General features: G+C 73.3%; 12 protein-coding genes and 2 tRNA genes. All 14 read right to left on the reverse strand.

Annotation, left to right across the window (positions count from 1 at the left end; all coding sequences use genetic code 11):
• A complete protein-coding gene (locus tag BLW85_RS14600) occupies positions 1–2,523 on the reverse strand; it encodes a ComEC/Rec2 family competence protein (RefSeq protein ID WP_074992274.1) in 2,523 nt (840 codons plus the stop codon).
• Positions 2,520–3,545 carry a ComEA family DNA-binding protein gene (locus BLW85_RS14605; RefSeq protein ID WP_107409122.1) on the reverse strand — a complete coding sequence of 342 codons (1,026 nt, stop codon included), beginning with the start codon at positions 3,543–3,545 and terminating at the stop codon, positions 2,520–2,522. Before BLW85_RS14605 ends, BLW85_RS14600 begins: the two co-directional genes overlap by 4 nt.
• A 155-nt stretch (positions 3,546–3,700) precedes the next feature.
• Positions 3,701–4,546, reverse strand: a complete 846-nt coding sequence (locus BLW85_RS14610; RefSeq protein ID WP_074992276.1) for a DegV family protein — start codon at positions 4,544–4,546, stop codon at positions 3,701–3,703.
• Positions 4,547–4,630: 84 nt separating this feature from the next.
• Positions 4,631–5,284, reverse strand: a complete 654-nt coding sequence (locus tag BLW85_RS14615; RefSeq protein ID WP_074992277.1) for a hypothetical protein — start codon at positions 5,282–5,284, stop codon at positions 4,631–4,633.
• Positions 5,285–5,412: 128 nt separating this feature from the next.
• Positions 5,413–8,286: a leucine--tRNA ligase gene (gene leuS / locus BLW85_RS14620; RefSeq protein WP_070027060.1), complete on the reverse strand. Its 2,874-nt coding sequence runs from the start codon at positions 8,284–8,286 to the stop codon at positions 5,413–5,415.
• 275 nt (positions 8,287–8,561) lie between these two features.
• Positions 8,562–8,634 (reverse strand) — tRNA-Ala (locus tag BLW85_RS14630).
• 118 nt (positions 8,635–8,752) lie between these two features.
• Entirely contained in the window at positions 8,753–8,986 is a 234-nt protein-coding gene (locus tag BLW85_RS14635; RefSeq protein WP_067006897.1) for a hypothetical protein, read from the reverse strand.
• Positions 8,987–9,204: 218 nt separating this feature from the next.
• Positions 9,205–9,277, reverse strand: a tRNA-Ala gene (locus BLW85_RS14640).
• A 98-nt stretch (positions 9,278–9,375) separates the two neighbouring features.
• The gene (locus BLW85_RS14645; RefSeq protein ID WP_070027255.1) at positions 9,376–10,044 is read right to left on the reverse strand and encodes a histidine phosphatase family protein; all 669 of its coding nucleotides are present in this window, start codon (positions 10,042–10,044) and stop codon (positions 9,376–9,378) included.
• Complete coding sequence (rsfS, locus tag BLW85_RS14650; protein ID WP_070027062.1) at positions 10,044–10,487, reverse strand: ribosome silencing factor; 444 nt, start codon at positions 10,485–10,487, stop codon at positions 10,044–10,046. Before rsfS ends, BLW85_RS14645 begins: the two co-directional genes overlap by 1 nt.
• Positions 10,488–10,579: 92 nt before the next feature.
• Complete coding sequence (locus BLW85_RS14655) at positions 10,580–12,448, reverse strand: LCP family protein (protein ID WP_074992278.1); 1,869 nt, start codon at positions 12,446–12,448, stop codon at positions 10,580–10,582.
• 19 nt (positions 12,449–12,467) lie between these two features.
• Positions 12,468–13,166, reverse strand: coding sequence for a nicotinate-nucleotide adenylyltransferase (gene nadD / locus BLW85_RS14660; protein ID WP_071828625.1), 699 nt, complete (start codon positions 13,164–13,166; stop codon positions 12,468–12,470).
• Between the two features lie 50 nt (positions 13,167–13,216).
• Complete coding sequence (locus BLW85_RS39395; RefSeq protein WP_167381407.1) at positions 13,217–13,369, reverse strand: hypothetical protein; 153 nt, start codon at positions 13,367–13,369, stop codon at positions 13,217–13,219.
• Between the two features lie 141 nt (positions 13,370–13,510).
• Positions 13,511–13,681 carry a hypothetical protein gene (locus BLW85_RS38425; protein WP_107409123.1) on the reverse strand — a complete coding sequence of 57 codons (171 nt, stop codon included), beginning with the start codon at positions 13,679–13,681 and terminating at the stop codon, positions 13,511–13,513.
• Positions 13,682–13,701: the final 20 nt, after the last annotated feature.

Below are 13,701 nucleotides of genomic sequence, written 5' to 3' on the forward strand. Positions count from 1 at the left end.
TCAGGGTCCCTCGCGCGTCACCTCCACCTCCCGGCCCGCACCGGCGGCTCCTTCGCCCCCGCCGACCGCGAGCGCCCCGTCCCGGTCGGTCCGCAGCACCAGCGCGCCACCGGCCCGCAACGCGGCCACCGTCGACGGGGCCGGGTGCCCGTAGGGGTTGCCGGTGCCGCAGGAGACGAGCGCCAGCCGGGGTGCCGCGAGCCGTATCAGCTCCGGGTCCTGGTACGCCGAGCCGTGATGGGCCACCTTCAGCACGTCCACGCCGGCCAGCTCGGCCGCCCGCGGTGAGCGCAACAGGGCCTGCTGGTCCGGGGGTTCGAGGTCGCCGAGGAGCAGCAGCCGCAGCCCGCCGGTGCGGACCAGCAGGGCCACGCTGGCGTCGTTCGGGCCGTCGAAGGCCGGCGCGGTGTCCGCCGGCGGCCACAGGACGCGCCAGGCCAGCGGGCCGGTGCGCCGCTCCTCCCCCGCGACGGCCCGGGTGACCGGAATGTGGCGGGCGGCGGCCTCCTTCCTGACGAACTCCGCCTCCTGCCCCGGCTCCTCGAACCCGGTCGTCTCGATCGCGGCGACCTCCCGGCCCCGCAGCACACCGGTCAGCCCCGCCACATGGTCGGCGTGGAAGTGCGTCAGCACGAGGAGGGGGACGCGGGTGATGCCCAGCCGCCGCAGACAGCGGTCGACCGGTGCCGGATCGGGGCCGGCGTCCACGACCACCCCGGCCCCGGCGCCCGCCGACAGCACGGTCGCGTCGCCCTGTCCCACGTCGCACATCGCGAACCGCCAGCCCGGCGGCGGCCAGCCCGTCACCACCCGGGTCAGCGGCGCCGGCCGCACCACCGCCAGCAGGAGCAGCGCGCCGAGCAGCCCGCACCACCACGGGTGCCGCACCAGCCGCCGCCCGGCCAGGACGACGGCCACGGTGACCGCCGCGAGCAGCAGCGCCCCCGGCCAGCCGCCCGGCCAGTCCACCCCCGCCCCGGGCAGCGCCGCCCCGGTCCGGGCGACCGAGGCGATCCACCCGGCGGGCCAACTCGCGCACCACGCCAGCGCCTTGGCCAGGGGCATGCCCACCGGTGCGGTCGCGAGCGCGGCGAAGCCCAGCACCGTCGCGGGTGACACCGCCGCCTCGGCCAGCAGGTTGCAGGGCACCGCGACCAGGCTCACCCGGGCCGACAGCACCGCCACGACCGGCGCGCACACCGCCTGCGCCGCGAGGGCCGCCGCCAGCGCCTCGGCGAGCCTCGGGGGCACCCCGCGCCGCCGCAGCGCCTCGCTCCAGCCGGGGGCGAGCAGCAGCAGCGCCCCGGTGGCCAGCACGGAGAGCAGGAAGCCGTAACTGCGGGCCAGCGAGGGGTCGTACAGCACCAGCAGCAGCACGGCCGTGGCCAGCGCCGGGACGAGGGATCTGCGGCGTCCGGTGGCCAGGGCGAACAGCGCGACCGCACCGCAGGCCGCGGCCCGCAGCACGCTGGGGTCGGGGCGGCACACGATCACGAAACCGAGCGTGAGTACCCCCGCGAGCAGGGCGGTCGCCCGCAGCGAGAGTCCCAGGCGGGGGGCCAGGCCCCGGCGTTCGGCCAGCCGGGCCAGGCCGGGCGGGCCGACGAGCAGGGCGAGCAGCACGGTGAGATTGCTGCCGGAGACCGCGAGCAGATGGGTCAGGTCGGTCGCCTTGAAGGCGTCGTCCAGCTCGGGGGTGATCCGCGAGGTGTCCCCGACGACCAGCCCCGGCAGCAGCGCCCGCGCGTCCCCCGGCAGCCCGTCCGTCGCCTCCCGCAGCCCCGCTCTGAGCCGCCCCGCCAGTCGCTGCGTCCCGCTCGGCCCCGCCACGACCCGTGGCCCGGACCCGCCGCGCACCCGGAGCACGGCCGCCGTCCGATCGCCCCCGGCGAGGGCGGGCACCAGCCGCCCGGTCACCCGCAGCGTGGTGGACGGCAGCAGCCGCAGCCAGGCCGCCCGGTCTCCCCGGGCCCGCGGTTCGCCCCCGGGCGCCGGGGCACCCGCGTCGACGATCATCAGGACCGGCGCCCTGGTCCGCGTCGTCCTCCCGCCGGTCTCCTCGACGCGCAGCACCCGTGCCTTGAGCAGCACCGCCACCGGGGCCGAGTGGTCGCCGCGCACCCGGGGCCTGCTGAGTCGGGGATCGGCGGTCAGCTGCGCCTCGGCGGTCACGGTGGCGGACCGGCGGGCCAGCTCGGGCACCGGTCCGCGCCGTACGTCCGCTCCGTGCAGTCCCGCAGACGCGGCCGCCGCGGCGGCGCACAGCAGCACCGCGGCGAGCGAGGACCGCGCCCACCCGGGCCGTCCGCGGGCCCACCGGGGCGCCCTCCCGGACCGTCCCGCCGCGAGCAGGAGCGCCCCGCAGGCCAGGCAGCCGAGCACGATGCCGAGGGTCCGGGCCGGCGGCGCGTCCGGCGTCAGCGCCGCCATGGCCCAGGCCGCGAGCGCGGGCGGCACCAGACGTAGATCGAGGGGGCCCGGCTCGCCCGCCGGTACGGTGTCCCGCGCATGCGCGCCGCTCATGGCCGTACCAGGTTCCGCAGGTCGGTGAAGCGGCGGTCCCCGATGCCGTTGACCTGGCGCAGTTCGTCCACCGAGCGGAAACCGCCGTGCCGGGTGCGGTAGTCGATGATGTGCCGGGCCAGCACCGGGCCGACCCCGGGCAGGGTGTCGAGCTGGTCCTCGGTGGCCGTGTTGAGGGAGATCTGCCCGGCCGGACCGGACGGGACGGCGGGCCCGGCGGGCGCTCCGCCGGGCCCTTGGCCGCCGGCCGTCCCCTGCCCGCCGACCACCACCTGCTCGCCGTCGACCAGGAAGCGCGCCCGGTTGAGCCCGTCGGTGTCCACTCCCGGCCGGACGCCGCCCGCCGCCCGCAGCGCGTCGGCCACCCGGGAGCCGGCCGGGAGCCGGCGGACGCCGGGGTCGCGGACCTTGCCGCCGATGTCCACCACGATCTCCCCGCCCGGCGTCGGGGAGGCTCCCCCGCCCGCGGCCGGTGCCTCCCCTCCCCCGCCCGGCGCCCTCGGGATCGTCGCCTGGGAGCGCACCACCTGAGGGGCGCTCACGGTCTGCGGCCGGCCCGTCCAGAAGTGCTGGACCGCGAAGAGGGCGGCGGCCGCCAGCAGCACGGCGAGGGCCACCGTCCCCCGGCGCTCCACCCCGCACCGCGCCTGCAACCACACCGGCAGCCGCTCCCGCAGCGCCGCCCCGGCCCGCTCGCGCCGGCCCGGGAACACCCCGTCGTACGGCTCCGGCGGCTTGACCGGTCCCGCCGGTTCCGCCGGTCCCGCCGGTTCCGCCGCGGGCGGCGAATCCTGGTCCGGCAGGCCCGGTTGCGGCGGTGCCTTCCCCGACTCCCCCCACTGCACGGCGCGTTCGCCGAAGAGGAGTTCCGCCCGGCGGCGCAGTTCGTCCGCGGGCGCGTGCGCGCGGGGGCGGACACGTCGGTGCTCGCTCGTGCGATGACGCACGCGGCCGTCGGAGGCGGGGCCACGGCCGGGGCCGCTGGTCGGGGTTACGGTGCGGGAACGTGATCGAAGTGCCATGGGACGAGGATCGGACATCCCGCCCCATCGCGATGATCTTGGTCAATATCCGGGGACAGCCGCCCGGTTGTGGAAAACTCCATCACCCGTGTGAGTGACCGCCCGTCAGGGCCGGCGCCCCGTCCGGCGCCGTCTCACCGGGACGGACCCCGGTCTCACCGAGGCGAGACCACCGCGCCCAGCAGCCCCGGCCCCGTGTGCGCCCCGATCACCGCGCCGACCTCGCTGACGTGCAGTTCGGCCAGGCCCGGCACCCGTTCCCGCAACCGGTCGGCGAGGGTGGCGGCGCGCTCGGGCGCGGCCAGGTGGTGGACGGCGATGTCGACCTCGGCGCTCCCCGCGCGCTCGGCGGTGATCTCCTCCAGGCGGGCGATCGCCTTGGACGCCGTACGCACCTTCTCCAGCAGCTCGATGCGGCCGCCGTCGAGCTGGAGCAGGGGCTTGACCGCGAGCGCGGAGCCCAGCAGGGCCTGGGCGGCTCCGATGCGGCCGCCGCGGCGCAGGTAGTCGAGGGTGTCGACGTAGAAGTAGGCGGAGCTGCCCGCGGCCCGCTTCTCGGCGGCCGTGACCGCCTCGTCCACGGTGCCGCCCGCCTCCGCCGCCTCGGCCGCGGCCAGTGCGCAGAAGCCGAGGGCCATCGCGACCATCCCGGTGTCCACCACCCGCACCGGCACCGGCGCCTCGCGCGCGGCGAGGACGGCCGCGTCGTAGGTGCCGGACAGCTCGCCGGACAGGTGCAGGGAGACGATGCCGCTCACCCCGGACCCGGCGACCTCGCGGTAGGTCTCGGCGAACACCTCGGGAGCGGGGCGGGAGGTGGTGACGGGGCGCCGTTTCTGCAGCGCCTGGGCGAGGGCTCGGGTGGAGATCTCGGTGCCCTCTTCGAGCGCCCGGTCGCCGAGGACCACGGTCAGCGGCACCGCGGTGATGCCGTGGCGCTCCATCATCCGGGGCGGCAGGTAGGCCGTTGAATCGGTGACGATGGCGACATGGCGGGACATGAGCTGGAGGTTACCTGCCGTAGCGCGCCCACGGCAGCCCGGCCCCCGGGGTGTGCGCCCGGCGCGCTGCGCCCGCGCGAGGCGTCATGTGGTGCTTTCCGGGCGGGGGTTCTTCTGCCAGGGGTAGGCGGCGCGGGGGCCGGGCGGGGTGATCGGGGGCGGGACCGGCTCCTCGGCGGCCCGGGGTCCGGTGGGTCCGGTCCAGTGGCGCAGGGCGTCGGCCTCCAGGTCGATCTGGGCGCTGAGCGCGCCGAGGTCGTCGTCGGCGAAGCGGCGGGCCCGGTCGCGGGCGGCCCAGCGCAGCGCGTCCGCGGACTTGGCGATCTGCTCGGTGCGGGCGCGCAGTTCGGGCAGGCGGGCGGCGAGCGTGGCCCGGTCCGGCTCGGACTCCAGGCGCTTGAGGTCGGCCTCCAGCTCGCGTCCGTGCACGCTCAGGCGCTCGAAGAGGCCGACGGACTCCTTGAGCGACTCGTCCTCGGCGGCGCCCGCGTACAGCGCTTCCTGGGTGGCGCGCATCGAGGTGCGCAGGGTGAGCCGCAGCTGGGCCAGCTCGGCGGCCGGGCCGACCTGCGCGAAGGACTTGGCGCGCAGCGTGTGGTCCTCGACGGTGCGCCGGGCCTGCCCGATGGTGCGGTCCACGCCGCGCTTGGCGGCGCTCACCACCTTGATCGTGGCGTACGCGCCGAGGACGACGAAGGCCAGGAAGAAGAGGGCGATGACGATGATCACTGCTTCCACGACGCTCCTCCTCGGACCGGTGCGCCGCGCGACGCGACACCCCTCCACCGTAAACGCAACGGGCAGGCCCGGGGTTCCAGAAAAACCCCGAACCTGCCCGTAGGGGAGTACCCCGAGAGGCGTCGCCGTTACGCCGGAACGATGTTCACCAGCTTCGGCGCGCGCACGATCACCTTGCGGATGCCCGCGCCGTCCAGCGCCGCGACGACCTTCTCGTCGGCCAGCGCCACCTTCTCCAGCTCCTCCTCGGAGATGCCGGGCGCCACCTCCAGGCGGGCCTTGACCTTGCCCTTGATCTGCACGACGCAGGTCACCGTCTCGTCCACCACGTAGGCGGGGTCGGCGACCGGGAAGTCCCGGTGGACGACCGAGTCGGTGTGGCCCAGGCGGCGCCACAGCTCCTCGGCGATGTGCGGGGCCAGCGGGGCGACCATCAGCACCAGCGGCTCGGCCACCGACTTCGGCAGCGCCGCGCCGGCCTTGGTCAGGTGGTTGTTCAGCTCGGTGATCTTGGCGATGGCGGTGTTGAAGCGCAGGCCCTCCAGGTCCTGGCGCACCCCGTCGATCGCCTTGTGCAGCGCACGCAGCGTGTCCTCGTCGGGCGCCGCGTCGACCACGGTGACCTCGCCGGTCTCCTCGTCCACGATGTTGCGCCACAGCCGCTGCAGCAGCCGGAACTGGCCGACCACGGCGCGCGTGTCCCAGGGGCGGGAGACGTCCAGCGGGCCCATCGCCATCTCGTACAGGCGCAGGGTGTCGGCGCCGTACTCGGCCGCGATCTCGTCCGGGGTCACCGCGTTCTTCAGGGACTTGCCCATCTTGCCCAGCAGGCGGGTGACCTTCTCGCCCTGGTAGTAGTACGCGCCGTCGCGCTCCTCCACCTCGGCGGCCGGCACGGCGATGCCCCGGCTGTCGCGGTAGACGTAGGCCTGGATCATGCCCTGGTTGAACAGCTTGTGGAACGGCTCGGCGGAGGAGACGTGCCCCAGGTCGTACAGGACCTTGGACCAGAAGCGGGCGTAAAGCAGGTGCAGCACGGCGTGCTCGGCGCCGCCGACGTACAGGTCGACACCGCCGTGCGGCATGCCCTCGCGCGGGCCCATCCAGTACTGCTCGATCGCGGGGTCGACCATCCGCCGGTCGTTGTGCGGGTCCAGGTAGCGGAACTCGTACCAGCAGGAACCGGCCCAGTTGGGCATGGTGTTGGTCTCGCGGCGGTACTTCTTCGGCCCGTCGCCCAGGTCCAGGGTGACGTGCACCCACTCCTCGTTGCGCGACAGCGGGGTCTCGGGCTGGGTGTCGGCGTCGTCCGGGTCGAAGGTGCGCGGGCTGTAGTCCTCGACCTCCGGCAGCTCCAGCGGCAGCATCGACTCGGGCAGCGCGTGCGCGACGCCGTCCTCGTCGTAGACGATCGGGAAGGGCTCGCCCCAGTAGCGCTGGCGGCTGAACAGCCAGTCGCGCAGGCGGAAGTTGACGGTGCCCTGGCCGATGCCCTTGCGCTCCAGCCACTCGGTGACGCGCGCCTTGGCCTCGGTGACGTTCAGGCCGTCCAGGTCGACGCCCTCCCCGCGCGAGTTGACGATCTTCGCGTCGTACGAGGCGAACGCGTCGTCCCACTCGGCGGGGTCGGTGCCGCGGCCGTCGGTCGGCTCGACCACGCAGCGCATGGGCAGCTCGAAGGCGCGCGCGAAGGCGAAGTCACGGGTGTCGTGCGCCGGTACGGCCATGATCGCGCCGGTGCCGTAGCCCATCAGGACGTAGTCGGCGATGAAGACGGGGACACGCTCGCCGTTGACCGGGTTGGTCGCGAAGGCGCCGGTGAAGACGCCGGTCTTGTCCTTGGCCTCGGCCTGCCGCTCGACGTCGGACTTGGAGGCGGCCTGCGCGCGGTAGGCGGCGACGGCCTCGGCGGGCGTGGCGTGGCCGCCGGTCCACACCTGGTGGGTGCCCTCGGGCCAGGCCTGCGGGGTGAACGCGTCGACCAGGGGGTGTTCGGGCGCCAGCACCATGTAGGTGGCGCCGAACAGGGTGTCCGGGCGGGTGGTGAAGACGGTGATGTGCTCGCCGTCGATCGGGAAGTCGACGCGGGCGCCCTCGCTGCGGCCGATCCAGTTGCGCTGCTGCAGCTTGATGGCCTCGGGCCAGTCCAGCTCCTCCAGGTCCTCCAGCAGGCGGTCGGCGTAGGCGGTGATGCGCATGTTCCACTGGCGCAGCTTGGCCTTGAAGACCGGGAAGTTGCCGCGCTCGGAGCGGCCGTCGGCGGTGACCTCCTCGTTGGCCAGCACGGTGCCCAGGCCGGGGCACCAGTTGACCGGCGCGTCGGAGGCGTAGGCCAGGCGGTACTCGCCCAGGACGTCGGCGCGCTCTCGGGCGCTCAGCTCGTTCCAGCCGCGCGTGGTGCCCGGGATCGCGCGCTCACCGGTCTCGAACTGGGCGATCAGCTCGCCGATCGGACGGGCCTTGCGGGCCTCGTCGTCGTACCAGGAGTTGAAGATCTGCAGGAAGATCCACTGGGTCCACTTGTAGTAGTCCGGGTCGATCGTGGCGAAGGACCGGCGCTTGTCGTGGCCCAGGCCCAGCCGGCGCAGCTGGGCCTTCATGTTCTCCATGTTGGCCTCGGTGGACACGCGCGGGTGCGTGCCGGTCTGCACGGCGTACTGCTCGGCGGGCAGGCCGAAGGCGTCGAAGCCCAGGGTGTGCAGGACGTTGTGGCCGGTCATGCGCTGGAACCGGGCGTAGACGTCGGTGGCGATGTAGCCCAGCGGGTGGCCGACGTGCAGGCCCGCACCGGAGGGGTACGGGAACATGTCCATGATGAACTTCTTGGGCTTGGCGGCGCCGTCGCCCGCCAGGTCGCCCGTCGGGTTGGCCGCGGCGTAGGTGCCGTCGGCGTCCCAGAAGTCCTGCCAGCGTGCCTCGATGTCGGCTGCCATGGCGGCCGTGTAGCGGTACGGGGCGGCCTCCGCCGGGGTAGCGGCGGCAGCGGGGTTCGTCTCGCTCATGATCCTCAAAGCTCCATCGATCGTCCTGCCAGCGGCTGTGCCATTTCAAGAAACGAAAAATCCCCTCACGCAGGAGGGGATGCCGCGCCGATGCCGACCTCTCGGGTGTCACCGGGGTCGGTACTGATCAGCGCGGCCCGCTAAGCAGAAGGCGTACGGCACGCATGGCGCTAGGGTACCGCAGGCCCCGAGGCGGCCGCGACGGTTTCCGCCCCTCGGGACGACAATGCGCCGAGGGCGGACCATCCTTCCGGATGATCCGCCCTCGACTTCTGTGGAGCTAAGGAGAATTGAACTCCTGACCTCCTGCATGCCATGCAGGCGCTCTACCAACTGAGCTATAGCCCCTTGTTTTGTTTCGCCGCCCGGTTCCCCCGGCGACGAAGAAAACATTACAGGCCCCGGGGGTGCAGCACCAAATCCGTTTCCACTCTGCGCCTTTAGTCACCTATGTCCGACTTCAGGCTCAGGCCGTGACGAAGGAGTAGAACCTCTTGAGCGTGCAGTGCTCCTCCAGCAGCCGGCCGTAGATCGGCTCGCCCTCCAGCTCGCGGTACGTCTCGATGGGGTCGCCTTTTATGATCAGCGCCCGCGCGCACTCCTCGCACCAGTACTGATAGTCGGCGTTGATCGGCTCCATGTCGCGGACGATGGGCGTGCCGCTGCCGCACCAGTCGCACTTCCGCCTGTGTGCACCCATGGCTCAGCTCCGGCCGTGGCCGCAGGCCGTACACACGATGCTGGCAGGCATCGGACTCCCTCCCGTCGGGCCGCGCCCCGTTCCGGCCGTTTGATTCTGCCACGAGCGGGCGGACACGGTCAGCGACGCCGCGGTACCGGTCCGGACACGGCGGCCGGGTGCGGAGGCGGGACAAACAGAAGATCCCGCCCCCCTGACGGGGACGGGATCTTCCTCTGTGGAGCTAAGGAGAATTGAACTCCTGACCTCCTGCATGCCATGCAGGCGCTCTACCAACTGAGCTATAGCCCCTTGCTGTGTTCTTCCCGCTCGGCGGGGCGAACAAGAAGAACTTTAGCCTGCGACCTGCCAGAAAGTGAAATCCGGGGTCCGGAGTGCCGGGAACGGGCTCAGGCGTCGTCGCCGAGCACGGGCTCCGGCAGGGTGCCCGCGTTGTGCTCCAGCAGCCGCCAGCCGCGCGCCCCCTCCCCCAGCACCGACCAGCAGCAGTTGGTGAGGCCGCCGAGGCTTTCCCAGCTGCGGGCCTCCAGCCCGAGCAGCCGGCCGATGGTGGTGCGGATGGTGCCGCCGTGGCTGACGACCACGAGCGTGCCGTCCACCGGCAGCTTCTCCGCGTGCCGCAGCACCACGGGCGCGGCCCGGTCGGCGACCTCGGTCTCCAGTTCGCCGCCGCCGCGGCGGACCGCCTCGCCGCGCTTCCAGGCGGCGTACTCATCGCCGTGCCGGGCGATGATCTCCTCGTGCGTCAGTCCCTGCCAGACGCCCGCGTAGGTCTCGCGCAGGCCCTCCTCGCGGGTGACGTCGAGGCCGGTGAGCGCGGCCAGCTCGGCGGCCGTGTCCACGGCCCGCGCGAGGTCCGAGGAGACGATCGCGTCGGGCCGCAGCGAGGCGAGCAGCCGGGCGGCCCGCCGGGCCTGGCCGACGCCGGTCTCCGTCAGCGGCACGTCCGTGCTGCCCTGGAAGCGGCGCTCCACGTTCCACGAGGTCTGGCCGTGCCGCCACAGGATGATGCGGCGGCCCCGGTCCTTGCGGTCGGTCACCTCACCCGTGGCGCTCATCACCACTCCCCGCCCGGCTCCTGGTCGGCCTCGGCGGCCTGGAGGCGGCGGTGCTCCTCGCCCTTGCCGCGGGTGGCCTTGGCGTCGGCGGGCAGCTCCAGTTCGGGGCAGTCCTTCCACAGCCGCTCCAGGGCGTAGAAGACCCGCTCCTCGCTGTGCTGGACGTGGACCACGATGTCGACGTAGTCGAGCAGCACCCAGCGGGCCTCGCGGTCGCCCTCGCGGCGCACCGGCTTGGCGCCGAGTTCCTTCTGGAGGCGCTCCTCGATCTCGTCGACGATGGCCTTGACCTGGCGGTCGTTGGGGGCGGAGGCGAGCAGGAAGGCGTCCGTGATCGACAGGACGTCGCTCACGTCGTAGGCGATGACGTCGTGGGCGAGCTTGTCGGCGGCCGCCTGGGCGGCGGTGTTGATGAGCTCAAGGGAACGGTCGGTGGCGGTCACTGCGTGGCTTTCCGTCGGCGGTCACTGAACCTCAAGGGTCTCACGGACCGCCGGGGGCACCCCACGCGTTTACGGGGTGCCCCCGGCCGGGGTCAGGAGCCGGACGGCCGGTAGTCACGGCCCAGGACGACCGAGACGTCGGCGCCCGAGGAGACCGTGCCCTTGGCCACGGAGCCGGCGGGCAGGCCGAGGGTCTTGGCGACCTCGGTGGCGTTCTGCCTGTCGGCGGCGTCCTGGTAGACGACCTTCGAGGTGGCCTCGGTGCCGCCGCTGCCGCCTTCCAGGAAGGTGAAGCCGCCGTTGAGGAGCACCACGCGGGCCTGCTGGGTGTCGTCCTTGACGCCGGTGGCGTTCCGCACCGAGACCCGGACCGCGGAGCCGGCGTCGGGGCTCTTGGCGGTGCCGCCCAGGATGTTCTTGACCACGCTGTCGCTGGTCTGCGCGCTGAGGGTGCCGTCGGGCTGCACGGGCAGCAGGGCGGTCTTGTAGGCGCCGCTCTTGGCCAGGTCGGCGAGCTTGGCGAGGAAGGCGCCGAGGTCCTTGTCGGTGAGCGAGGGGTCGAGGATCTGCGCGAGGGACTGCACGGTGACCGTGGCGTCCGCCGGGTCGGAGGAGATCTTGCGCAGGACGCCCTGGAGGACCTGTCCGAACCGCTCCAGCTGGGCGCTGTCCGCTTCGCCCGGGGCCCGGTAGGTGGCGTAGGCGACGGCCATCCTGCCGCTGAGGGTCTGGTCGGCGCCCTTGCTGACGAGCGGCTCGGTGCCCTTCTTCTTGGCGTCCGGGTCGGGCACGTCGGTGTTGGTGTCGATGTCGATGTTGCCGACGAGGTCGACGAGGTTCTGGAGATAGGGGGTGTCCAGGCGCCAGGTGCCCTGGATGTCGGTGCCGAGGACGGTGTTGAGCTGGTCGCGGGTGCCGGAGGAGCCGTCGTCGTCGACCGATTTGGCGAGCGTCGTGGTGGAACCGTCGTCGTCGGTCAGCGCGAGCGAGTTGGGCAGCAGCACGGTGCTGCCCTGCTTGGTGGTGGTGTTGTCGACCAGCAGCACCGTGGAGGTGCCGCGCTTGCCGGTGTTGTGCAGGTGGACGACGATCACGTCGCGTTTCTGGGCGCCGAGCGCCGTGTCGGTGCCGGCCGCGCCGCCGGAGGAGGACAGGAAGGGCAGCTTCCCGGCGTACCAGAGGTAGCCGACGCCGCCGACGGCCACGAGGGCGAGGACCACGGCGAGCGCGACGAGCCGGCCGCGGGCGCGGCGGCGGGCCTCCTCGCGTCGCTCGGTGCGGTTCTCGGTGAACTTCAGCCAGTCGATGACGTCCTCGGAGTCGCCGTCCGGCTCCTCCACGAACGCGAACTGCTCGGTGCGGTAGTCCGGTTCGCCGGAGGTGTCGTCGGCGGCGAGTTCCGCGTAGGGGTCGGGCCGGCCGCCCTCGGGCCGCGGCTCCCCGTAGGGGTCGTGCGCGGGCTCGTCGCTTTGCAGTTCGGCGTACGGGTCGTGCGCGGGCTCGTCGGCCCGGGGGCCGGCGTACGGGTCGTGCCGGGCGTCGTCGGCCGGGCCGGCCTGCTGGGGGATGTGGGCGGCCTGCTCGGCGACCCGGGGCTGGGGCCCGCTGGTCGCCGCCTGCCCGTAGGGGTCGTACCCGGAATGCGCCTGGTGGCCGGGGGCCTGGGTGCCGTAGGGGTCGTAGCCGGGGTGGGCGTCGTACCCGGGGTAGGCGGTGGCCGGCGGCTGCTGTCCGGTGCCGTACGACCCGTAGGGCGGCGCGGGCTGCTGGGTGCCCGCGGCGTAGGGGTCGTAGCCGTAGTCCTGCTGCTGGTGCTGCCGGCCGTAGGGGTCGTAGGACCCGTTCGGCGCCTGCTGTGCCGGAACCTGGCGGTACACGGGCTGGCCGTACTCGTCGTAGCCGACGAGCTCGTACGGGCCGGCGCCGTGGCCGGCGTCACCCGCGTCGTATCGGTCGTTCACCGGTGGTGCCCCTCTCGGCTCACTCGCCGCGGTACAGCTCGCGCTTGTCGATGTAGCGCACGACTCCGTCCGGCACCATGTACCAGATGGGGTCCCCCTTGGCGACTCTCGCACGGCAGTCTGTGGAGGAGATGGCGAGCGCGGGGACCTCGACGAGGGAGACGCCGCCCTCCGGCAGGCCCTTGTCGCTGAGGGGGTGGCCGGGCCGGGTGACGCCGATGAAGTGCGCGAGCGAGAACAGCTCCTCGCTGTCGCGCCAGGTCAGCAGCTGGGCGAGGGCGTCGGCACCGGTGATGAAGAACAGGTCGGTGTCGGGGTTGAGGGCGCGCAGGTCGCGCAGGGTGTCCACGGTGTAGGTGGGGCCGCCGCGGTCGATGTCGATGCGGCTGACGGAGAACTGCGGGTTCTCGGCGGTGGCGATGACCGTCATCAGGTAGCGGTCCTCGGCCGGGGAGACCCGGCGGTGCGACTTCTGCCAGGGCTGGCCGGTGGGGACGAACACCACCTCGTCCAGCTCGAACTGCGCGGCGACCTCGCTGGCCGCCACGAGGTGCCCGTGGTGGATCGGGTCGAAGGTGCCGCCCATGACACCCAGGCGCCGCTTGCCCGGGCGGGCGGGGCCGTGACCCGGCCGGTGCCGCCGGTACTGCGGCTCGTTCACCGTGTCGTCGGCGGCCTTCGTGTGCGCCGGGCCGGTAGGCATGTCCTGCTCTCCCATGCGTGCAGACCCTACCGGCCCGGTCCGGGACGCCCGGCCGGGGTCTCGGCTCAGCGGTCGCGGTTGAAGCGCGTGGTGATCCACAGCAGCAGGAGCAGGATGACGAGGGCGCTGCCGCCGGTGACGGCGGGGCTCAGGCTGTCGTGGTGGCCGCCCTCTTCGGCTGCAAGGGAGACCAACTGGGCTGCGCTGGTGAGCATCATCTTCGGCGGGACCTTCGCGTGTGGGCGGGATAAAGATGTCGGCTCATCGTATGCGGGCGGTCCTGCGGCGATCACGCCGACTCCGCCGTTGGGGACCGCCGGCCGGGCGGGACGGCCCGGGCAGGGAACTCCCGGCGGGGGTCAGTCGTCCTTCTGCTTGTAGCCGCGCAGCAGGAACCAGGCGGTCAGCACGCAGCCCAGGATCATCACGACCAGCACGATACGGAGCAGGTTCCCTCCTCCGCCCCCGTGCTGCTGGACGGCGTTCGCTGCGGCCTCGGTCAGCCGGGCGGCTGCGGGGTGGTGCTCCATGGCGTGGACTCCTTCGGCTG

The organism is Streptomyces misionensis (genome assembly GCF_900104815.1).
In the GTDB taxonomy this organism is placed as follows: Bacteria; Actinomycetota; Actinomycetes; order Streptomycetales; family Streptomycetaceae; genus Streptomyces; species Streptomyces misionensis.

Bases quoted from the DNA above. Each gene is read 5' to 3' on its own strand.
- BLW85_RS14600 (WP_074992274.1), bottom strand. From the start codon at position 2,523: ATGAGCGGCGCGCATGCGCGGGACACCGTACCGGCGGGCGAGCCGGGC.
- BLW85_RS14605 (WP_107409122.1), bottom strand. From the start codon at position 3,545: ATGGCACTTCGATCACGTTCCCGCACCGTAACCCCGACCAGCGGCCCC.
- BLW85_RS14610 (WP_074992276.1), bottom strand. From the start codon at position 4,546: ATGTCCCGCCATGTCGCCATCGTCACCGATTCAACGGCCTACCTGCCG.
- leuS (WP_070027060.1), bottom strand. From the start codon at position 8,286: ATGAGCGAGACGAACCCCGCTGCCGCCGCTACCCCGGCGGAGGCCGCC.
- BLW85_RS14635 (WP_067006897.1), bottom strand. From the start codon at position 8,986: ATGGGTGCACACAGGCGGAAGTGCGACTGGTGCGGCAGCGGCACGCCC.
- BLW85_RS14645 (WP_070027255.1), bottom strand. From the start codon at position 10,044: ATGAGCGCCACGGGTGAGGTGACCGACCGCAAGGACCGGGGCCGCCGC.
- nadD (WP_071828625.1), bottom strand. From the start codon at position 13,166: ATGGGAGAGCAGGACATGCCTACCGGCCCGGCGCACACGAAGGCCGCC.
- BLW85_RS39395 (WP_167381407.1), bottom strand. From the start codon at position 13,369: ATGATGCTCACCAGCGCAGCCCAGTTGGTCTCCCTTGCAGCCGAAGAG.
- BLW85_RS38425 (WP_107409123.1), bottom strand. From the start codon at position 13,681: ATGGAGCACCACCCCGCAGCCGCCCGGCTGACCGAGGCCGCAGCGAAC.